Genomic DNA, 20,926 nt, shown 5'->3' on the forward strand with positions numbered 1-20,926 from the left:
AGGATCGCATTTACATCTGACACAACCCAATAATCTGTGTATCAGAGTTTAAACAGAGTTGTTTGCCACCATCTCAAAATCTGTCGTGGATAAATCCTCCGTAGCCTTTACACTTAGGTAGCAATAAAGGCACACAGATGCAGCAAAGGAATAAATCATGGGATCTGATGCGAAAAACTTGATGAGCGACGGGAACGTGCAAATTGTTAAGACCGGCGAGGTCATTGGCGCGACGCAACTTACTGAAGGTGAGTTAATAGTTGAAGCTGGCGCAAGAGCCGAAAATACCGTGGTCACGGGGGCTGGCTGGTTGAAAGTGGCAACCGGTGGGATCGCCAAATGCACACAGTACGGTAACAATGGCACGCTATCGGTCAGCGACGGTGCCATTGCCACAGATATTGTTCAGTCCGAGGGAGGCGCAATTAGTCTCTCTACGCTCGCTACGGTTAATGGCCGCCATCCCGAAGGTGAATTCAGCGTTGATCAGGGTTATGCCTGCGGTTTGTTGCTGGAAAATGGCGGTAACCTGCGTGTACTGGAAGGACATCGCGCGGAAAAAATTATTCTCGATCAAGAGGGTGGCCTGTTGGTCAATGGGACAACCTCAGCGGTCGTGGTAGATGAAGGTGGTGAATTGTTGGTGTATCCAGGTGGGGAAGCCAGCAATTGTGAGATTAATCAGGGCGGCGTTTTTATGCTGGCGGGGAAAGCCAATGATACGTTGCTTGCTGGTGGCACCATGAATAATCTCGGTGGTGAAGACTCTGACACTATTGTTGAGAATGGAGTCATCTATCGTCTGGGTACGGATGGTCTTCAGCTCTACAGTTCCGGTAAGACGCAAAACCTGTCCGTTAATGTGGGTGGTCGGGCTGAAGTGCATGCCGGTACGCTGGAAAATGCGGTAATACAAGGTGGGACAGTGATCCTGTTGTCACCCACCAGCGCGGACGAAAATTTTGTCGTAGAGGAAGATCGCGCACCGGTTGAACTGACCGGTAGTGTTGCATTACTGGACGGCGCTTCAATGATTATTGGCTATGGCGCAGATCTGCAACAATCAACGATTACTGTACAGCAGGGCGGTGTATTGATTCTCGACGGCAGTACGGTAAAAGGTGATAGTGTCACTTTCAGTGTTGGTAACATCAATCTCAATGGCGGAAAACTGTGGCTAATCACTGGTGCGGCAACGCATGTGCAACTGAAAGTGAAACGCCTGCGCGGAGAGGGAGCGATTTGCCTGCAAACCAGTGCGAAAGAAATTTCACCTGACTTCATCAATGTGAAAGGGGAAGTTACTGGTGATATACACGTTGAGATAACAGATGCCAGTCGGCAAACTCTGTGTAACGCACTGAAACTACAGCCAGACGAAGACGGGATTGGCGCAACGCTCCAGCCTGCGTAAAAACACAGGCGCAACCCGTGAAGGTTGCGCCTTGTCTTTACTAGCGAGCTGCTCGTTGCAGAATGATGGCTGACGGCAGACGTTGCAGGAACCGCATACGCAGCATCATCATAATGGCTGCCGACGTCAGGCCAATAATAAAGCCTATCCAGAAGCCTGCTGGCCCCATAGGTTCAACGACCAGATCGGTCAGTGCCAGAATATAGCCGCTTGGCAAGCCCAGCACCCAGTAAGCCGTAAAGGTGATATAGAAAATGGAACGTGTATCTTTATAACCACGCAAAATCCCACTGCCAATCACCTGGATAGAGTCAGAAATCTGATATACCGCCGCCAGCAACATCAAATGCGCAGCCAGCGTTACAACCTCGGGATTGTCGTTGTACAACAGGGCGATTTGCTCCCGCAGTGAAACCGTGAAAATGGCCGTCAGGGTTGCCATACAGACACCCACCATAAGCCCGGTCCGCGCAGCGGTTTGCGCATCCAGCGTTGAGCCCTGACCCAGACGATAACCTACGCGGATAGTTACCGCTGCCGCCAGCGACATGGGAAGCACAAACATCAGTGAACTAAAGTTCAGGGCAATCTGGTGTCCTGCGACATCAACAATACCGAGCGGAGACACTAACAGAGCCACGACGGCAAACAGTGTCACTTCAAAGAACAGTGCCAGCGCAATCGGCAAACCGAGTTGAATCAGTCGTTTCATAACCGCAGGATCGGGCTTAGCGGTGCCTTTTTCGTTACGAATATCGCGCATGGAGCGGGCGCGTTTAATGTAAGAAACCATGGCAAGGAACATGACCCAATACACCGCCGCAGTAGCCACGCCACAACCAACGCCACCGAGCTCAGGCATACCGAAATGACCATAAATAAAGATATAGTTCACCGGAATGTTCACCAGCAGGCCGATAAAGCCCATTACCATACCCGGCTTGGTTTTTGCCAGACCTTCACACTGGTTACGGGCAACCTGGAAGAACAGATAGCCCGGCGCGCCCCACAACAACGCACGCAGATAACCCACGGCTTTGTCCGCCAGAGCCGGATCGATGTTTTGCATGGAACGGATAATGTAACCCGCATTCCACAGCACCAGCATAATGAGAACGGAAACAAAACCCGCCAGCCAGAAACCTTGTCGCACCTGATGCGCAATGCGCTCACGTCGACCGGAACCATTTAATTGCGCGATAACCGGCGTTAATGCCAGCAGCAGTCCGTGACCAAAGAGGATCGCCGGAAGCCAGATAGAAGTACCGATAGCGACCGCCGCCATGTCGGTGGCACTATAGCCGCCCGCCATCACGGTATCGACAAAACCCATCGCAGTTTGGGCGATTTGCGCGAGAATCACCGGGATTGCTAATGCTAATAACAGACGCGCTTCACTGATATACTTCTGCACGTGAACACCTTTTATTTGTAGTTATATGAGAGACTAAAAAGCCGCCTGAATGGGCAGCAAAAAGAAGAAGCAGGGGAAATTCAGTCTATTGTAGCGAGGATTTATTAATTCTCCAGTGAAAAAATAGCCATTCTTGCCCCTTCACTGGTAAGGGCGTTTTCCACCTGCTATTGTGCTGAACAGAATGTCTTAACTGATTTCAGGAGTTGTAAGTATGTTTACGGGGATTGTACAGGGCACCGCAAAACTGGTGTCTATTGACGAAAAACCAAATTTTCGTACGCATGTGGTGGAGTTACCCGACCACATGCTGGACGGACTGGAAACCGGTGCGTCCGTGGCGCATAACGGTTGCTGCCTGACCGTGACGGAAATTAACGGCAACCATGTCAGTTTTGACCTGATGAAAGAAACGTTACGCATTACTAATCTTGGCGATTTAAAAGTGGGGGATTGGGTAAACGTTGAGCGTGCGGCGAAATTCAGCGATGAAATTGGCGGACACTTAATGTCAGGTCATATTATGACCACCGCTGAAGTCGCGAAAATATTAACCTCGGAAAATAATCGCCAGATCTGGTTTAAAGTCCAGGATAGTCAGTTGATGAAATATATCCTGTACAAAGGATTTATTGGCATCGACGGTATTAGCCTGACCGTCGGCGAAGTCACGCCAACGCGCTTTTGCGTCCATTTAATTCCGGAAACACTGGAACGCACGACTCTTGGGAAGAAAAAACTTGGCGCACGCGTCAACATTGAAATCGATCCACAAACTCAGGCAGTGGTAGATACGGTAGAACGAGTGCTGGCGGCACGAGAAAATGCCATGAATCAACCAGGTACAGAAGCCTGATCTGAAATCGCCCCCGGAGAGGGGGCGATAGAATAGCCTTTAGCGAGCCACTCGAAGGCCGTTTTCAACACCGCGTGAGAACACGACCTGCCAGAGCTGAATATCACGGGCGCGGAAAGCACCTGCACAGGCATTCAGATAATAGGTAAACATCCGTTTAAAGCGTTCACTGTAGTTATCCGCAATTTCTGGCCATGCGGCGAGGAATCGTTCATACCACGCCATCAACGTAGTATCGTAATCAGCACCGAAGTTATGCCAGTCTTCCATCACAAAGTGGGGTTCGCTGGACTGAGCAATCTGGCGTACAGAGGGCAGGCAACCGTTCGGAAAAATATATTTATTAATCCAGGGATCAACATTCAGATCGGTTTTTTTCGAACCGATAGTATGGAGCAGGAATATGCCTTCCGGTTTCAAATTACGATCCACCACCGCAAAATAGGTATCGTAATTTTTCGGTCCGACGTGCTCGAACATCCCCACAGAAACAATACGATCAAACTGGTCGTTCAGGTCACGATAATCTTGCAGCAAAATGGTGACATCCAGGCCTTCACAGCGTTCCTGAGCCATTTTTTGCTGTTCGGCAGAAATGGTGACGCCAACCACGCTTACGTCATAATTAGATGCCATGTAGTGCGCCAGTCCGCCCCAGCCGCAGCCAATATCCAGTACGCGCATCCCTGGTTTTAACTGCAATTTTTCACAAATCATTTTGAGCTTCGCCTGCTGGGCAGATTCCAGATTATCGGCATCTTTCCAGTAAGCGCAGGAATATTGCATGAAGGGATCAAGCATGCGGCTGAACAAGTCATTACCCAAATCGTAATGCTCTTTGCCGACTATCCAGGCACGTTTTTTACTCTGCAGATTGAAGAGACGAGCGCCGGCAATACGCAGCGTGTCTTTGAAATGATGGGGGAGTTGGTTCTCGAGACCTGCGCGTAAGACTTTGCTAAAAAACATATCCAGTCGGTCACATTCCCACCAGCCATCCATATAACTTTCGCCTAACCCCAACGATCCTTCCTGCAGAACGCGTTTAAAAAAATCGGGGTTTTTGACACGAATATCCGCCGGGGCAGAACCGTTAATGGCTATACCGGCACGGCTAAGTAATTCGTTGGCGATACGGTACCAGTTGTCATCCGGTACACTGACTTCTTCTATACACGATGAACTCATAGTTTCTCCATCACTGGTCGGTGATCAGAACCTTAAAACAGCGTAGACGCTTTTTGGGCTTTGTGAGAAATCTCGCAGAAAAAACCGCGAGTCTATAATCCGACGTAGAACAGAGGGAAAGGAGGAACCCTTGCCGAAATGACCATCCATAGTGAGTCGGGAACGATCCTGTCCCCGTAATAACATAATATTTATCGTAGTTTTAACAACTCGAAATTAGTATAGGCCGCTAATTTCAATCATACAACAAAATTTTGTTAGCAGCCTAAGTATAAGTATATCGATATAGATCAGTGTGATTCGCTATGAGCGACTTCGGCATTGCCATGATTCTGGCAGCCAACTTCTTCACAACGTTGCATCATGTAACCCAGAGCGACCAGCACTACTGTTGATAACATCACGCTGGTGGTGGTGAGCAATGGCGTGCTGATACTGATAAGCCAGGAAACTACCAGACTTGCGAGGAAGCACAGACCCAGTTGCAGAGTGTTCTGCAACGCTGCGGCGCGACCGGTTGCATGTGGGAAGGGACGCAGCGCTTGGGCGACAACAATCGGGTAGATCGCACCGTTGGCAATCGCCATCACACAGAATGGGATCAGGATTTCGACCAGCGACACATGGCTAATGAAGCCCGCAGCCCAGGTCGCAATGACGCTGACAGCAAACAGTACCAGCAACCACGGTAATAACTGCTTGCCTTGCCATTTCTGCAGCGCGGCGCGACAGCCATAACCACCAATCAGAAACGCGATAGTTTGCGGGACGTAACTTAAACCAATAACTGCCGGGCTGTAACCCATTTCACTAAGGATGAACGGTGAACCGGTCAGCCATGCAAAAAAACTGGCTGAACAGGCCGCGTATATCAGCACGTTGCCGCGATAGGTTTTAGAACGTAGCAGGTCGGTAAAGGTCAGACCATCCTGACTATTGTTACGGGCCTTCGTCGTGGGTTTGAGCCAGAAAATAGGCAGAATCAGCACCACGGTAATGGCAAACAGGGTGGCGAAAATCGCCTGCCAGGAAAAATGGACCAGCAGCCAGCTTCCTAACAGAGGAGCCAGTGCCGGAGACAGACCCACCAGCGGCATGATGGTCGCAAAAATACGGTTAACTTTCTGTGAAGGATAATAATCTGTCACTAATGCTTGCCAGATAACCGCCGCGGCGCAGACACCCACAGCCTGTACAAAACGCAATATCAGCAGCGTGGCGGCGTTTTCTACCCACAGCATCCCCAGACTACCTAACGCAAAAATTGTCAGGCCGATGAATAACACCGGTTTACGACCATAACGGTCGGAGAGTGGCCCCCACAGAAGCTGGGCTGCGGCAAAACCGGCAAGGAACAGACTAAGGCTGGCACTGACAGCAGACGCAGGCGTTTGCAGGTCGGCCTGTATGGCGGCGAAAGCAGGCAGATACATATCGGTTGCCAGAAAACCGAGTACGCTCAAACCCGCCAGCCAGACTAAAAATCTTTTCCCAGGTTGCATGTATTTTCTCTAAATCTCTCAATTAAACACCGCCGCAAAGTGTAGGGAGTGAAATTAGTGTTGTGAAACGGTAATATTTGATGATTGGTTTCAAAAATTTTGCAGGCAGACTATGTGGTCAGAATATTCTCTGGAAGTTGTTGATGCGGTAGCGCGTAATGGTAGTTTTAGCGCCGCAGCCCAGGAGTTGCATCGCGTCCCTTCTGCGGTCAGCTATACCGTGCGTCAGCTGGAAGAGTGGCTGGCGGTGCCGCTTTTTGAACGACGTCACCGTGATGTGGAACTGACCGCTGCCGGGGCGTGGTTTCTCAAAGAAGGACGCTCTGTTGTCAAAAAAATGCAGATCACCCGCCAGCAATGTCAGCAGATAGCGAACGGCTGGCGCGGTCAGTTAGCTATCGCAGTGGATAATATTGTCAGGCCAGAGCGAACACGGCAGATGATCGTTGATTTTTATCGCCATTTTGATGATGTCGAACTTCTTGTCTTTCAGGAAGTGTTCAACGGTGTCTGGGATGCACTTTCCGACGGGCGCGTGGAACTGGCGATTGGCGCAACACGCGCGATTCCGGTAGGCGGTCGTTATGCCTTCCGGGATATGGGGATGTTAAGCTGGAGTTGCGTTGTTGCCAGCCACCACCCGCTGGCGTTGATGGATGGCCCGTTCAGCGATGATACGTTGCGCAACTGGCCGTCATTGGTGCGCGAAGACACCTCGCGAACGCTACCTAAACGTATTACCTGGTTGCTGGATAACCAAAAAAGACTTGTCGTGCCTGACTGGGAATCATCGGCAACCTGTATCTCGGCAGGATTATGCATAGGGATGGTGCCAACACATTTCGCCAAACCGTGGCTTAATGAGGGGAAGTGGGTAGCACTAGAACTGGAAAATCCCTTCCCGGATTCGGCATGTTGTCTGACATGGCAGCAAAATGATATGTCGCCTGCGTTAACCTGGTTGCTTGAGTATCTCGGCGATAGTGAGACGCTGAATAAGGAGTGGCTGCGGGAGCCGGAAGAGACTCCCGCAACGGGTGATTAACGACGATAGTCGCGGAACGGGCCGTCAGCCACGGAGCGGCGTTCAATCAACCGCGGATGCACTTCAATGGACTGCGGTTCTTCACGTTTGTTGACGATACGATCCAACAGCATGTTGAACGCTGTTTCGCCCAGCGAATCTTTTGGCTGATGGATCGTGGTCAGCGCCGGCGTAAAATAGCGGGCGTTGCGCACGTTATCATAACCGATCAGCGAAACATCCTGCGGCACGCGCAGACCCATTTCATCAGCAGCACAAAGTGCGCCCATTGCCATGATATCGCCACCACAGAAGACGGCAGTAGGGCGATGCGACTGCGACAGGATTTGCTGCATGGCGCGATAACCGGATTCAGGTTCAAAGTCACCCTGCACAATCCAGCTTTCCGGCACTTTGATCATCGCTTCTTCCATCGCCTTCATAAAACCGGCAAGGCGGCCTGCGCCGGTGTTACGTTCCAGCGGGCCAGGGATAACGCCGATTTCGCGATGACCGCGTTCAATCAGATAACGCCCGGCCATGTAGCCGCCTTCGAATGCGTTATCAATGACCGCATCGGTGAAGTCAGCTTTTGCTTCACCCCAGTCCATCACCACCATTGGGATATGGCGATACTCTTCCAGCATCGCCAGCAACGGCTCTGGGTACTCAGAACACATCACCAGCAGACCATCGACGCGTTTTTGCGCCATCATCGACAGATAAGCCCGCTGTTTCTCAAGATTGTTCCACGCATTGCCCAGAATCAGGGTGTAACCTTTCTGGAAGCAATTTTTTTCGACCGCTTCAATGATCTCGGCAAAATAGGCCGCTTCGCTGCTGGTCGCCAGCAAACCGATAGACTTGGTGTGGTTAACCTTCAGGCTACGCGCCACCGCGCTAGGGGAGTAGTGTAATTCTTTGATTGCTGCCCACACGGCATTGCGCGTTTCTTCAGCGACGAAACGTGTTTTGTTGATCACGTGTGACACAGTTGTAGTGGAAACGTTTGCTCGTTTCGCTACATCTTTTATTGTTGCCATTCCATTTCACTCCAGACCCTAACTTCAGCTCCTGCAAATTCGCAAGGTAAACGTTTGCCTTTACACACCTTACGCACAACAAAAATGTTGCGGTACGCCGGAAAAACGACACGGAGCGTCAGGAAGGGGTCAATGGCCAGTACGCAAATAATGTAAGCGTGGAATTTTGGCCGATCTTGACGAAAAGGGGAAGTAGTAAAAACACTTATCATTATAAATGACGGGAGATTTTTTCATCACAGTGTGTAAAAATGCGTAATATCACTTTTTGTGTGGTAATAAAAAAGGAGAAAACTTGATGAGCACCGACCTTAAATTTTCACTGGTAACAACGATTATCGTCCTCGGTTTGATCGTGGCCGTGGGTTTGACTGCCGCGCTGCACTGATTTCCTCTCGAGGGAGCGCGTTCTCCCTCGCATCTCCTTCCTGTTTGTTAGCAAAATGGCAAAAGTGTTTTCTCTTTTTGTTATTTTCATTTTTTTGTGATTACTGTCATGCTTTCGCCACTTTAATGAATATCGCGTAATGACGCTAAGAGGTGGAGATAAGGCATGAAAATTAACTATCCGTTGCTGGCGCTGGCGATTGGCGCGTTTGGTATCGGGACAACGGAGTTCTCGCCAATGGGCTTGTTGCCCGTCATTGCGCGCGGTGTGGATGTCTCGATTCCCGCTGCCGGAATGTTAATCAGTGCTTATGCAGTTGGCGTAATGGTTGGCGCGCCGCTGATGACGCTTCTACTTTCTCATCGTGCCCGCCGCAGTGCGTTGATTTTCCTGATGGCGATTTTCACGCTTGGCAACGTACTTTCCGCCATCGCGCCGGATTATATGACCCTGATGCTTTCACGCATTTTGACCAGCCTGAATCACGGGGCATTTTTTGGTTTGGGTTCAGTCGTGGCCGCAAGCGTAGTGCCAAAACATAAACAGGCTAGCGCAGTTGCCACTATGTTTATGGGGTTAACCCTGGCAAATATCGGTGGCGTGCCGGCGGCGACCTGGTTGGGCGAAACCATCGGCTGGCGGATGTCATTTCTGGCAACAGCGGGGCTGGGCGTGATTTCAATGGTAAGTCTGTTCTTCTCATTACCTAAAGGTGGCGCAGGGGCGCGACCTGAAGTGAAAAAAGAGCTGGCGGTATTAATGCGTCCGCAGGTGCTGTCTGCATTGCTGACGACGGTACTGGGCGCTGGTGCAATGTTTACCCTCTACACCTATATCTCTCCGGTACTGCAAAGTATTACCCACGTAACGCCGGTGTTCGTCACGGCAATGCTGGTGCTGATTGGTGTCGGATTTTCTATCGGTAACTATCTCGGCGGCAAACTGGCAGATCGTTCAGTTAACGGCACGTTGAAAGGCTTTTTGTTGTTGCTGATGGTGATTATGCTGGTAATCCCGTTCCTGGCCCGCAATGAGTTCGGCGCAGCTATTAGCATGGTAGTGTGGGGAGCTGCAACCTTTGCGGTCGTACCGCCGTTACAGATGCGCGTGATGCGTGTCGCCAGTGAAGCGCCAGGTCTGTCTTCATCAGTCAATATTGGTGCCTTTAATCTTGGAAATGCGCTGGGAGCAGCTGCTGGTGGTGCGGTAATTTCCGCTGGGCTGGGATACAGTTTTGTGCCGGTGATGGGGGCGATTGTCGCGGGACTGGCATTATTGCTGGTGTTTATGTCAGTCAGAAAACAACCTGAAACAGTTTGCGTTGCCAACAGCTAATTAAACAAAAACGCAGAAGGATAACCTTCTGCGTTACAGTTGCTGGCAATGTGCGATTTATCTTGCCGAATGCGCTGTTAACGCCTCATCCGCGTTGGCATGGTAAGCGAAGCGCATCAGATAATGTTGCATTTGCCATCAGTTATTATGCAGCGAGATTTTTCGCTACGAATTCCCAGTTCACCAGCGCCCAGAAGTGCTCCAGATAGCCAGGACGTGCATTGCGATAGTCGATGTAATAAGCGTGTTCCCAGACATCAACGGTCAGCAGCGGAGTCGCATCGGTGGTCAGTGGAGTACCCGCGTTAGAGGTTGAAACGATAGCCAGTTTGCCATCGCTGTTTTTCACCAGCCAGGTCCAGCCAGAACCAAAGTTTTTGATCGCTGCATCAGTAAACTGAGCTTTGAAATCGGCAAAGCTGCCAAAAGATGCGGCGATAGCTTCAGCGACTTTTCCAGTCGGTTCGCCACCCGCGTTCGGTGCCAGGCAGTTCCAGTAGAAAGTATGGTTCCAGACCTGAGCTGCGTTGTTGAATACGCCACCTTCAGAGCTGCGAATAATCTCTTCCAGTGATTTACCTTCAAACGCGGTACCTTTGATCAGGTTGTTCAGGTTAGTGACATAAGTCTGATGATGCTTGCCGTAGTGATACTCGATGGTTTCCGCAGAAATGTGCGGTGCCAGAGCATCTTTAGCATATGGTAGTGCAGGTAATTCGAATGACATTGCTACTCTCCTTTATTATTAATTTGCATACGTACAATAGCCTTATTGTGCGTATGGATAGGGTAGCAAATTAAAAGGTGAGACAAAAGATGAACTTACCCTGTTGCCGTAACAACAGGGTAAAGTTTTAGCGAAGTGTTTTTGGGGTCATTACCCGGCGAGCGCCAACATAGTGGCGCTGCCAGTAGTCTTCACTGAGAGAAGTGATTTGAATTTCCCGGCCCGTGCGCGGTGACTGAATAAATTTGCCGTTGCCGACATACACGCCGACATGATCGGCTGTACCGCGTCCCTGAGTACGGAAGAAGACCAGGTCGCCGTTTTTCAGTTCACTACGTTCGATTGGCGCTGCATCGCGCAGGTGATACATTTCATTCGCCGTACGCGGAATACGAATTTTCACCAAATCTTTATAAGCGTAATAAACCAGACCGCTGCAATCAAAACCGGTACGCGGTGAACTGCCACCCCAACGATATGGCTTACCAATTTGCTGCATCAGTTTATTCATTGCCACTTTTGTGGCTTTTTGCACCTTCGCTTTGTGCGCGTCGGCAAGGGTTCCTGACGCGGCATTTTTGACTTTCACACAATGCGATTTATAGCCCTTACGTTTGGTACACTTTTCGGTAAAGTTGGCTGAGGCCGTTTTATTGACGGTGTGTTTGCTGCGAGTTTTGGCGTTTTTAGAAGCGGTAATGGAAGATTTTTTAACGGAAGAAGCGGTTTTGCTTTTGGTCGTACTTTTACTGGCGGCTTTTTTCGCTGTTTTCTGGGTCTTTTTGGTGGTTGCCGTGCTTTTCTTTTTATCTGCTTTTTTGGTGATATGAGTAGTAGCAGAACTCTCCCTGGCTTGCTTTGAAGCATGGGCCATAGGCGTTAAAGGCAGGGTGGTAAAAAGTAAAGCACAGAGCGTGATCGAAATACGGTTTATCCGCGCCACTGAGCGTCCCTCTGTTAAGGCAGGTCTATCATGCCTGCGTCTGATTTACAAAACTTGATGATTCTAATGCATAGAAGAAGAGAAAGTTAATAGCTTTTATTGTTAAAAAATACGTTTCGTCGGCGAGCGCAAAAAAATGCAGCAGTGAAAGCTAAAAATGGTTATAAATACGCCAGTTTGCCGTGCATCAGGGAAGAAACGAATATTTGAAATGCAACAAATAGAGCAAAGGGATAAAATAGCAAAAGCGTGATGAAAATGTTATTTTCCGATGCCGCACTGACCCGCTACAATGTCAGATTACTGCCGTAAAGAAGTTTGAGGAAGCAAGACAATGAGCACCACTATCGAAAAAATCCAACGCCAGATTGCTGAAAACCCGATCCTGCTGTACATGAAAGGTTCACCGAAACTGCCGAGCTGCGGTTTCTCTGCCCAGGCAGTTCAGGCGCTTGCCGCATGTGGCGAACGTTTTGCCTATGTTGATATTCTGCAGAATCCGGACATTCGTGCGGAACTGCCGAAATATGCGAACTGGCCGACCTTCCCGCAACTGTGGGTTGACGGCGAGCTGGTGGGCGGTTGTGATATCGTGATCGAAATGTATCAGCGTGGTGAACTGCAGCAGCTGATCAAAGAAACTGCCGCTAAATACAAGTCTGAAGAGCCGGACGCGGAATAATCCGTCCTGCAATACTGACGGATGCGAACGGGCATCCGTCAGTCCTTTCTCTATCCCCAATCCAGCCCTTGTGGCGAACTTGAAAATCCCGCCTCACGTAACCGCGTAAACATCGGCGTTTGCCGGACCGGTAGGTCATTCACTTCTGTTAGCGTAAAGCGCAGCCGTGGTTCGCGACTGGACAGCTGTCGGCTGTTTAAAGGCGCGAAGAAACCAGTCGCGGGTCGCCGGTGAAAACACGTCCGGCAGGGGCGATGAAGGGTTTGGATTATTTGCCATTAACGCTATTCCCCGTGAATAACATGCATGATGCGTAGAATAGCCTCACTATAGATGCCTGATTCATTGCATGTCATCAGGCATCGACTCGATTACACCTCTTCGGCGGCAGGCAGCGGCCAGCCTCCCAGACGTTTCCAGCGGTTGACGATTTCACAAAACAGCACAGCAGTGCGTTCGGTGTCGTACAGCGCGGAGTGCGCCTGGGTGCTGTCGAAGTCCATGCCAGCGGTCTGGCAAGCCTTTGACAATACGGTTTGTCCGAGTGCCAGCCCGGCCAGTGCAGCAGTGTCAAAAGTGGCGAAAGGGTGGAACGGGTTACGTTTCAGTGAGGCGCGTTCTGCGGCGGCCATCATAAAGCTGTGATCGAAATTGGCGTTGTGCGCCACCATAATGGCGCGGTTACAGCCGCTCGCTTTAATACCTTTACGTACAACTTTAAAAATTTCGTGCAGCGCCTCGTACTCGCTGACCGCGCCGCGATCGGGATCGTTCGGATCAATGCCATTGAAGGCAAGGGCCTCTGGTTGCAAATTTGCGCCGACAAATGGTTCGACGTGGAAATGTAATGTGGTGTCCGGCATCAGCCAGCCTTGTTCATCCATTTTCAGGGTGATGGCGGCAATCTCAAGCAGCGCATCGGTTTTGGCGTTAAATCCGGCTGTTTCAACATCGATCACAACAGGATAAAAACCACGAAAACGGTCGCACAGACCGGTAAGTTGAGCGTTATCGGACATCTGATTCTCTTAATACGGATAAATTGCAGCGCGCATTATGACAAATATTACTTGTCGATGCAGTAAAGATGCGGGCGCGATGAGTTCACGCCCGGCAGGAGATTAGTTGCCCAGACCGCGACCGGCGTCTTTCTCTTCGATTAATTCAATTTTGTAACCGTCCGGATCTTCCACAAATGCGATAACCGTAGTACCGCCTTTTACCGGACCCGCTTCACGGGTTACGTTACCCCCGTTTTGACGGATTTTTTCGCACGCTTCAGCGGCGTTATCTACGCTAAGCGCGATGTGACCATAAGCAGTGCCGAGTTCGTATTTATCCACGCCCCAGTTGTAGGTCAGTTCAATCACTGCTTCTTCGGTTTCCGGGCCGTAACCAACAAACGCCAGTGAGTATTTGTATTCCGGGTTTTCGCTGGTACGCAGCAGTTTCATGCCCAGCACGTTGGTATAAAAATCGATGGAGCGTTGCAGATCGCCAACGCGCAGCATGGTATGAAGAAGACGCATCTTTATATCCTCAAAATGGCTAACAGATTCAAAAAGTTGTTTTAGTATAGCGGCGGCTTTGCGCCGCTCGCAATGTTGGATTACAGCGTCGGGTAATCAGTGTAACCTTCAGCACCGCCACCATAAAAACTTTCGGCACGCTGTGGGTTAAGCTCAGCTTTGCGCTGCAAGCGGGCGACCAGATCCGGGTTCGCAATCCAGTCACGACCAAATGCTACCGCATCAATTAACCCTTTGCCGATCAGCGTTTCAGCTTTTTCTACTGTGTATGCACCTGCGCCGATAATCGGACCGTGGAAACGGGCGCGTACTTTTTCGCGAAACGCATCAGTATATGGTTCACCTCCCGCCCAATCTGGTTCTGACATATGAAGATAAGCAATGCCGCGTTTACCCAGTTGTTCAATCAGATACAGTGCATCGGCTTCTTCATTCGGGCCGTTATCCGTGTTCTGGAAAGTACCGATTGGCGAAATGCGAATGCCAATGCGATCGGCACCCCATTCTTCAATCCCGGCATTGACCACTTCCAGCACCAGACGCGCGCGATTTTCCACGCTGCCGCCGTACTGATCGGTACGATGGTTTGAAGAAGGGGAAAGGAACTGATGCAGCAAATAACCGTGAGCAGAGTGGAGCTCTACCAGATCAAAACCGGCTTCACGCGCGTTAGCAATGGCCTGACGGAAATCATTGACGATACCCGGAATCTCTCCCAGTTCAAGCGCACGCGGCATGGATGTTTCAACACGGATCGCCTGACCATTTTCATCGCGCAGAGAAGTACGTGTTCCCGCGCTAAGTGCTGAAGGCGCTACCGGTGCCTGACCGCCAGGTTGCAGGCTGGCGTGAGAAATGCGTCCGGTGTGCCACAGCTGTACGGCCATATGACCATTTTCAGCATGAACGCCAGCGGTAATTTTTTTCCATGCGGCAATTTGTTCCGGGCTATGGATGCCAGGTGCACCTGCGTATCCTTTTGCCTGGGCAGAAATTTGCGTGGCTTCGCTAATAATCAAACCGGCACTGGCACGTTGGCGATAGTATTCCGCCATCAACGGGGTAGGGATGTCACCCGGTTCGATACTGCGCAGACGCGTCAGCGGTGCCATAAAAATACGATTTGCCGCCGTGATCGCGCCCACTTTCAGTGGGGAATACAGTTTTTCAGATGACATAAAGGCTCCCGGTCGTCTGGTGATAAAAAATGCCTGCTAAACGGCAGGCGTCGCAATAATGTTTTTTACATGGGCCAGCGCGTTTTCCAGTGGCTCGAAACTGCGCGAAATTTTGGCCTGCAGATTCGCGCCAAGCCACAGTGCGTAAAGCACTTGTGCCTGTTGCAGCGGTTCGCCACAAAAGGTTAAACAATGGTTCTCACGGCCATTTTCCAGCGCCTGAGAGAGCAGGGCGATCACGCCGCGAGCCCCTTTATCCATTGCGCTGCGCATATCTTCTGACAGATCGCACACTTCGGCAGAGAGTTTTACTGTCAGGCAACCACTGATGGTTCCATGTTGGCAAAACTGGTTCAGTGTTTGCTGGTAATAAGCCAGTATGCGGTCGCGGTAGTTACCTTCGCCGGATTGCAGCAACTCAGTCAGTCGCTGGTGATATGCGGCGTAATGGCGCTCAAGCATAGCAACGCCAAACGCTTCTTTAGAACGAAAGTAGTGATAGAAGGACCCTTTCGGCACTTCAGCGGTTTTTAGGAGTTCGCTTAGCCCCATCCCGGTGAATCCACGTTGCAGGCAAAGTTGCTCGCCCGTCGCCAGGAGATGTTCGCGAGTATCATGTTCGGTGTGTTTGTTCATGCGTTGGAGTGTAGTAGACCAGTCGGTCTAGTGCAAGCAAAGTTGCTACTTTGGACATTAACAGCTTCAATAATGGTAATAATCTTATCTGAGGAGGGCGAGGTGGCGGAGCAATTAGAGTTCTTTCCCGTCCAGAGCCCGTGCCGGGGAATTTGCCAGTCTGACGAACGCGGATTTTGTCGCGGCTGTTTTCGTAGCCGGGATGAGCGTTTTAACTGGAATAAGATGAGCGATGGCGAAAAACAAGAAGTGTTGCGCCTTTGTCGGCAGCGATTAATGCGCAAATTACGTGTAAATAAGTCAGCGCCATCAGACGAACCTGAGCAACCATCACTCTTTTGAGCCTAATCTTGCGTATACTCCTCTCATATCTGATAAGAGGAAGCAATTATGGTTCAGCGTATTACTATTGCGCCGCAAGGCCCGGAGTTTTCCCGTTTTGTGATGGGCTACTGGCGATTGATGGACTGGAATATGTCCGCCCGCCAGTTGGTCAGTTTTATTGAAGAGCATCTGGATCTAGGCGTGACCACCGTGGACCATGCTGATATTTATGGTGGCTATCAGTGCGAAGCGGCGTTTGGTGAGGCGCTGAAACTGGCACCTCACCTGCGTGAACGGATGGAAATCGTCAGTAAATGCGGTATCGCGACGACCGCGTGTGAAGAAAACGTCATTGGCCATTACATCACTGACCGCGATCACATCATTAAGAGCGCCGAACAGTCGCTAATTAATCTCGCGACCGATCATCTGGATCTGCTGTTAATCCACCGACCAGACCCGTTAATGGATGCCGATGAAGTGGCGGACGCCTTTAAACATCTGCATCAGAGCGGCAAAGTGCGTCATTTTGGTGTATCGAACTTTACACCTGCGCAATTTGCGCTGTTGCAATCACGCCTGCCATTTACCCTTGCCACTAATCAGGTGGAAATATCCCCGGTGCATCAGCCGTTACTGCTGGATGGCACGCTCGACCAACTGCAACAACTGCGTGTTCGTCCGATGGCGTGGTCCTGCCTTGGTGGTGGTCGTCTGTTTAATGATGATTATTTCCAGCCGCTACGTGATGAACTGGCTGTGGTGGCAGAGGAGTTAAACGCGGGCTCGATTGAACAGGTAGTTTACGCCTGGGTATTACGTTTACCGTCGCAGCCGCTGCCAATTATCGGCTCAGGTAAAATTGAGCGCGTACGGGCAGCAGTCGAAGCAGAAACACTGAAAATGACCCGTCAACAATGGTTCCGTATCCGTAAAGCGGCACTAGGTTACGACGTACCGTAAGCACTTTTAGGAATAGCCGCCGTTCAAAAATGTGTCACTGGTTTACACTTATTCAGGAATGCACAATGAACGGAGGTCCTATGAAACGTTTTAGTCTGGCCATTCTGGCGCTGGTTGTTGCGACCGGCGCACAAGCTGCCAGTGAAAAAGTCGAGATGAACCTCGTCACGTCGCAAGGGGTTGGGCAGTTAATTGGTAGCGTCACCATTACTGAAACCGATAAAGGTCTGGAGTTTTCGCCCGATCTGAAAGCATTACCTCCCGGTGAACATGGCTTCCATATTCATGCCAAAGGAAGCTGCCAGCCAGCCACCAAAGATGGCAAAGCCAGCGCCGCAGAATCCGCAGGCGGGCATCTTGATCCACAAAATACCGGTAAACATGAAGGGCCAGAAGGTGCCGGGCATTTAGGCGATCTGCCTGCACTGGTAGTCAATAATGACGGCAAGGCGACCGATGCCGTCATCGCGCCTCGTCTGAAATCACTGGATGAAGTCAAAGACAAAGCGCTGATGGTCCACGTTGGCGGCGATAATATGTCCGATCAACCCAAACCGCTGGGCGGTGGCGGTGAACGCTATGCCTGTGGTGTAATTAAGTAATTAAGAAGCCAGCGTACCTTGCGGCGGTGCTTGCTCAAGTTGCGAAAGCGAGCAGTACAGCCGCCAGACAATTGCCGCCAGTTCTCGGGCGGCAGGTTGATGATGACGGGCAAGGCTGTCGCAAATTCGCTGTAATTCTTCAAGTGTGGCCGCCAGTGATTTTTGCTGAACGCCACGCTCACTCATCACTCCCCGCAACAGTGAAATACAGTTATCCCGTACTCGCGATAACGGATCGGAACGCGATTCCCAGTCGCGCAATTGCCAGACAACATGAGAACAGTTCAGCAACACTACACCCCAGCGTAATAACCAACGGCGAGCCAGCGCATCCTGGCTGTTACTCAACTGACTGACGTGATGATAAGTGAGCGATTCAAATTCGCTTTCACTCAGTGTTGGATGGCGGCTTAGTTGATCGACAAAATCCCGGCGTAGCGCGCGAATATGGCGGCGGCTTTTACGAGCATCCGATCCTGGACGCAGAATGGCGAACGCTAACCACGCCAACGCGACGCCAACAATTTTTGCCAGATTATCGTTAAGAAAATCAGCAAAATCATACACCGGGGGATTAGTGACAGCGATAAACGAACCCATAAAAACAATCAGTTGCCCCCACAGTGCGGCAAATTTGGGCATCTGCAATTTAAGAAGCTGCATTGTCGCCAGCAGTGGAAAGAGAAACAGTAAAAATTGCCACAGATCGCTAATCTGCACCATCAGGCCAAATTTGACCACAAAGCTGAATAGCGAAAGTAACACCAGCGTGCGCATCAGCAGTGACAACGACTTAAACGGTGCCGCGACGGCGGAGTAGAGTACGCAGCTAATTGCTGCCAGCGTTAAAGCATTGGCACCGGCATCCCATTGCGAAGCAATACTCCATGCGCCAATCATCATCAACGTACAAAATGTACGCAGCCCGCTCCACATAGCTTCGGCGTTATCGGTATGACGAGCCAGGCCGGATGTCCGTGGGAGTCTGGCACGATCATCTACACCGCTTTGCAGACGATGTAATTCCTGACTACTTTGCAGATAAAGGCGGCAAAAATAACGTAGTCGCTGCCAGAAGGCGACGTGCCGGTAGTCGGCGACGTTGGTCGGGCGTAGCGGGGAGATAATACGTGCGACGGTGTAAACATCTGTTTGCGAACTGGCGAGCGCCGTCAGCAGCTGTTCGAGAATTTCTCGCGTGGCATCTGGCGGTGAGGGCCAGTTGAGCAACATACGTCGCAGGCTGGAGATGACACTGGTCATACGTAATTGCTGGTGGAGTAGCGCATTAAGGCGCGCGTTTTGCTGGCGAAAACGATAGTGGCTCCAGAAAGCCTGGATACGCAGCAAATTCATGGTCAGTATCTGCCCAATCACCCCTTCATGTGCTGCACGAATGGCATCGGTTGTTTCAGGCTGCCAGAGTAAACTGGCATGTTCCAGTAATCGGGCGTGCATGTTTTTCAATGCGGTTAAAAGGGCTGTAGCATCGGAACTGCTCGGCAGGATCATCATCATCATGCCGCCGCACAAAATACCGACTATCACCTCGCAAACACGCGCCTGAGCGATATCCCACAGCTGGCTGGCCTCAGTAATATTAACCATCGGAAAGGCGATGATGGCAGCCGTGTAGCCCGCCAGTTGAAATGCATACGCGACGTTATTCGTGAAGTGCGCACAGGCCCAGGTACAAAAGCCAAGCCACGCCGACATGCTCAATAGAAAAAACCACGGCTCATTGAGCGTATGTCCGGCAAGAAGCAGTGCCGCAATGGCTCCGAGCAAACTGCCAGCGATGCGTCCGAGGCTTTTGCTGATGACACCGCCAACGGTGGGAAAGCTAACCACCGCAGCCGAGGTCATCGCCCAATAGGGCTCATCAAGATTCAAATAATAGGCAACCGTCAGCGCCAGACACATGGCAATGGTATTGCGTAACGCATAACGCCATTGCGCCAGCGTGGCCCTGAACCAGGGCAAATTGCGCAAGGACCATGACGATGCGTTCATTATTGACCTACGGCAATGCTACAGGTGGTGCCCGACACCAGCGTGACATCGCCTGGGACTTTATCCAGCGTAAAGCGGACGGGAACGCGTTGGGCGAGGCGAACCCAGGGGACGTTAGGTTTCACATCCGGAATAAGGCTTGAGTCACTTTCAACGCTCTGATCATAAATCGCCCGACCGATACTGGACACGTGACCCTGTAACGTTTTGTTATCACTATAGAGGGTAATTTGTGCTGGTGCACCTTCGCGGATATGGCGCAACTTGGTTTCTTCAAAATAACCAATGACGTAAAACGAGTGGCTGTCGACAAGGGCAAACAGCGGTTTCCCGGTGTCAGCGTAGTCGCCGATGCGGGTAGTGAGATTAGTCACCCATCCACTCACCGGGGCGCGAATTTCCGTTTGCGCCAGTTGCCATTGTGCCTGTTTCAGCGTCGCCTGTGCGGCATCAACGCTGGCCTGCATCGCTTTAACATTGAGGTTAGCGGTATCGAGTTCTTCGGCAGAAATAAAATTTTGTGAGAGATGACGACGACGATTCGCTTCGTTATTGGCTTTTGCGAGGCCAGATTGCGCTTTCGCCAGCTGAGCCTGTGCGTTCAGCTCGGCGATCTGAAAGGGCGTTTTATCGATCGTGAGCAGAAGATCCCCCGCGTTAACCAGCTGGTTGTCTTTTATATTCAGCTCAATAATACGTCCCGACACCTGTGGGGTGATAGAAACCTGTTCTGCGCGTATTTTCCCGTCGCGTGTCCACGGAGATTGCATGTAATAATTCCACAGCCACCATCCGGCAAGAACCGCAACTACCGCTACAATGATTGTTGAGAAATACTTAATTGTTTTAATTGACATAGTTACCACGCAATCAGTATTGCCAGAGCAAGGCAAACGCAAATCGCAAACAGCGATAAATCCATTAACAAGGGATGCCAGATGTCACCGGCGTAGATCCAGCCTCGAAGCAGGCGGTGTATGACAAGCCAGATGACGAATCCAAATGCGAATGCTTTGAAAAACGGAGGAAAGTAGACGGACGCACCGAACACCAGATCTTGTAAGGGCAATCCTGTTGCATTGAGCATAAACTTCACAAAGTAGATTCCTTTACGACAGAATATATTGCGTTAGATTAATAAATATTCTTTAAGTGCGAAAAATTT

At 50.7% G+C, this 20,926-nt stretch carries 22 protein-coding genes and 2 pseudogenes; 9 read left to right on the forward strand and 15 right to left on the reverse strand.

Translation table 11 applies throughout. The features are described from left to right. The first annotated feature begins 157 nt into the window (after positions 1 to 157). Positions 158 to 1,414: an AIDA repeat-containing protein gene (ydhQ, locus tag EAS44_RS12415; RefSeq protein WP_025856933.1), complete on the forward strand. Its 1,257-nt coding sequence runs from the start codon at positions 158 to 160 to the stop codon at positions 1,412 to 1,414. 40 nt (positions 1,415 to 1,454) lie between these two features. Here the strand turns inward: ydhQ and mdtK are convergent, their stop codons facing one another. Then, on the reverse strand, positions 1,455 to 2,828 hold the full coding sequence (gene mdtK / locus EAS44_RS12420) for a multidrug efflux MATE transporter MdtK (protein ID WP_001174963.1): 1,374 nt from the start codon (positions 2,826 to 2,828) through the stop codon (positions 1,455 to 1,457). Between the two features lie 214 nt (positions 2,829 to 3,042). On the opposite strand from mdtK, the gene ribE reads away from it, so the two are divergent. Next, the gene (gene ribE / locus EAS44_RS12425; protein ID WP_000493947.1) at positions 3,043 to 3,684 is read left to right on the forward strand and encodes a riboflavin synthase; all 642 of its coding nucleotides are present in this window, start codon (positions 3,043 to 3,045) and stop codon (positions 3,682 to 3,684) included. Positions 3,685 to 3,723: 39 nt separating this feature from the next. Here the strand turns inward: ribE and cfa are convergent, their stop codons facing one another. Together cfa and punC are read right to left on the reverse strand one after the other, a co-directional pair. Beyond that, positions 3,724 to 4,872, reverse strand: a complete 1,149-nt coding sequence (gene cfa / locus EAS44_RS12430) for a cyclopropane fatty acyl phospholipid synthase (protein ID WP_000098896.1) — start codon at positions 4,870 to 4,872, stop codon at positions 3,724 to 3,726. Between the two features lie 290 nt (positions 4,873 to 5,162). Beyond that, entirely contained in the window at positions 5,163 to 6,374 is a 1,212-nt protein-coding gene (gene punC, locus EAS44_RS12435) for a purine nucleoside transporter PunC (protein WP_001182336.1), read from the reverse strand. A gap of 112 nt (positions 6,375 to 6,486) precedes the next feature. On the opposite strand from punC, the gene punR reads away from it, so the two are divergent. Continuing rightward, the gene (punR, locus tag EAS44_RS12440; RefSeq protein WP_000269493.1) at positions 6,487 to 7,419 is read left to right on the forward strand and encodes a DNA-binding transcriptional activator PunR; all 933 of its coding nucleotides are present in this window, start codon (positions 6,487 to 6,489) and stop codon (positions 7,417 to 7,419) included. Here punR and purR read toward each other — a convergent pair. After that, positions 7,416 to 8,441 carry an HTH-type transcriptional repressor PurR gene (gene purR, locus EAS44_RS12445; RefSeq protein ID WP_000190985.1) on the reverse strand — a complete coding sequence of 342 codons (1,026 nt, stop codon included), beginning with the start codon at positions 8,439 to 8,441 and terminating at the stop codon, positions 7,416 to 7,418. The genes punR and purR overlap by 4 nt on opposite strands. A 298-nt stretch (positions 8,442 to 8,739) precedes the next feature. Between purR and cydH the strand changes: the two genes are divergently transcribed. Beyond that, the gene (gene cydH, locus EAS44_RS12450) at positions 8,740 to 8,829 is read left to right on the forward strand and encodes a cytochrome bd-I accessory subunit CydH (RefSeq protein WP_000102278.1); all 90 of its coding nucleotides are present in this window, start codon (positions 8,740 to 8,742) and stop codon (positions 8,827 to 8,829) included. 165 nt (positions 8,830 to 8,994) lie between these two features. Further along, positions 8,995 to 10,164: an MFS transporter gene (gene ydhP, locus EAS44_RS12455; RefSeq protein WP_000701049.1), complete on the forward strand. Its 1,170-nt coding sequence runs from the start codon at positions 8,995 to 8,997 to the stop codon at positions 10,162 to 10,164. A 145-nt stretch (positions 10,165 to 10,309) separates the two neighbouring features. Here the strand turns inward: ydhP and sodB are convergent, their stop codons facing one another. Together sodB and mepH are read right to left on the reverse strand one after the other, a co-directional pair. Beyond that, positions 10,310 to 10,891, reverse strand: coding sequence for a superoxide dismutase [Fe] (gene sodB, locus EAS44_RS12460; protein ID WP_000007283.1), 582 nt, complete (start codon positions 10,889 to 10,891; stop codon positions 10,310 to 10,312). Between the two features lie 127 nt (positions 10,892 to 11,018). Continuing rightward, positions 11,019 to 11,834, reverse strand: a complete 816-nt coding sequence (gene mepH, locus EAS44_RS12465) for a peptidoglycan DD-endopeptidase MepH (protein ID WP_000101200.1) — start codon at positions 11,832 to 11,834, stop codon at positions 11,019 to 11,021. Between the two features lie 334 nt (positions 11,835 to 12,168). Between mepH and grxD the strand changes: the two genes are divergently transcribed. Continuing rightward, positions 12,169 to 12,516, forward strand: coding sequence for a monothiol glutaredoxin 4 (gene grxD / locus EAS44_RS12470; protein WP_000108172.1), 348 nt, complete (start codon positions 12,169 to 12,171; stop codon positions 12,514 to 12,516). 50 nt (positions 12,517 to 12,566) lie between these two features. Here the strand turns inward: grxD and EAS44_RS25875 are convergent. From EAS44_RS25875 to nemR, 6 genes and pseudogenes are all read right to left on the reverse strand, one after another. Continuing rightward, positions 12,567 to 12,692: pseudogene (locus tag EAS44_RS25875) on the reverse strand (ATP-dependent helicase); the annotation flags it as partial. Then, positions 12,685 to 12,795: pseudogene (locus tag EAS44_RS25765) on the reverse strand (endonuclease); the annotation flags it as partial. The pseudogenes EAS44_RS25765 and EAS44_RS25875, both read right to left, overlap by 8 nt. Before the next feature lie 92 nt (positions 12,796 to 12,887). Continuing rightward, entirely contained in the window at positions 12,888 to 13,535 is a 648-nt protein-coding gene (gene rnt / locus EAS44_RS12485) for a ribonuclease T (protein WP_001282281.1), read from the reverse strand. 102 nt (positions 13,536 to 13,637) lie between these two features. Continuing rightward, the gene (gene gloA, locus EAS44_RS12490; protein ID WP_001237802.1) at positions 13,638 to 14,045 is read right to left on the reverse strand and encodes a lactoylglutathione lyase; all 408 of its coding nucleotides are present in this window, start codon (positions 14,043 to 14,045) and stop codon (positions 13,638 to 13,640) included. A gap of 80 nt (positions 14,046 to 14,125) precedes the next feature. Beyond that, positions 14,126 to 15,223, reverse strand: coding sequence for an N-ethylmaleimide reductase (gene nemA, locus EAS44_RS12495; protein WP_000093606.1), 1,098 nt, complete (start codon positions 15,221 to 15,223; stop codon positions 14,126 to 14,128). A 36-nt stretch (positions 15,224 to 15,259) separates the two neighbouring features. After that, on the reverse strand, positions 15,260 to 15,859 hold the full coding sequence (nemR, locus tag EAS44_RS12500) for a DNA-binding transcriptional regulator NemR (protein ID WP_001032936.1): 600 nt from the start codon (positions 15,857 to 15,859) through the stop codon (positions 15,260 to 15,262). Positions 15,860 to 15,961: 102 nt separating this feature from the next. Between nemR and ydhL the strand changes: the two genes are divergently transcribed. The 3 genes from ydhL to sodC all read left to right on the forward strand — a co-directional run bounded on the left by ydhL (position 15,962) and on the right by sodC (position 17,748). Next, entirely contained in the window at positions 15,962 to 16,201 is a 240-nt protein-coding gene (gene ydhL, locus EAS44_RS12505) for a DUF1289 domain-containing protein (RefSeq protein ID WP_001332123.1), read from the forward strand. A gap of 48 nt (positions 16,202 to 16,249) precedes the next feature. Next, positions 16,250 to 17,146 carry an aldo/keto reductase gene (gene ydhF / locus EAS44_RS12510; RefSeq protein ID WP_000250643.1) on the forward strand — a complete coding sequence of 299 codons (897 nt, stop codon included), beginning with the start codon at positions 16,250 to 16,252 and terminating at the stop codon, positions 17,144 to 17,146. Between the two features lie 80 nt (positions 17,147 to 17,226). Continuing rightward, complete coding sequence (sodC, locus tag EAS44_RS12515) at positions 17,227 to 17,748, forward strand: superoxide dismutase [Cu-Zn] SodC (RefSeq protein ID WP_001350654.1); 522 nt, start codon at positions 17,227 to 17,229, stop codon at positions 17,746 to 17,748. Here sodC and ydhK read toward each other — a convergent pair whose 3' ends face one another. From ydhK to ydhI, 3 genes are read right to left on the reverse strand one after another with little or no spacing between them, the layout of a single operon-like run. Further along, positions 17,749 to 19,761 (reverse strand): FUSC family protein, encoded by a 2,013-nt coding sequence (gene ydhK, locus EAS44_RS12520; RefSeq protein WP_000994323.1) that lies wholly within the window; start codon positions 19,759 to 19,761, stop codon positions 17,749 to 17,751. Beyond that, positions 19,761 to 20,618 (reverse strand): HlyD family secretion protein, encoded by an 858-nt coding sequence (gene ydhJ, locus EAS44_RS12525; protein WP_001332125.1) that lies wholly within the window; start codon positions 20,616 to 20,618, stop codon positions 19,761 to 19,763. Before ydhJ ends, ydhK begins: the two co-directional genes overlap by 1 nt. A gap of 2 nt (positions 20,619 to 20,620) precedes the next feature. After that, on the reverse strand, positions 20,621 to 20,857 hold the full coding sequence (gene ydhI / locus EAS44_RS12530) for a DUF1656 domain-containing protein (protein ID WP_000670994.1): 237 nt from the start codon (positions 20,855 to 20,857) through the stop codon (positions 20,621 to 20,623). Between the last annotated feature and the right edge of the window lie 69 nt (positions 20,858 to 20,926).

This window comes from Escherichia coli DSM 30083 = JCM 1649 = ATCC 11775 (genome assembly GCF_003697165.2).
GTDB lineage: Bacteria > Pseudomonadota > Gammaproteobacteria > Enterobacterales > Enterobacteriaceae > Escherichia > Escherichia coli.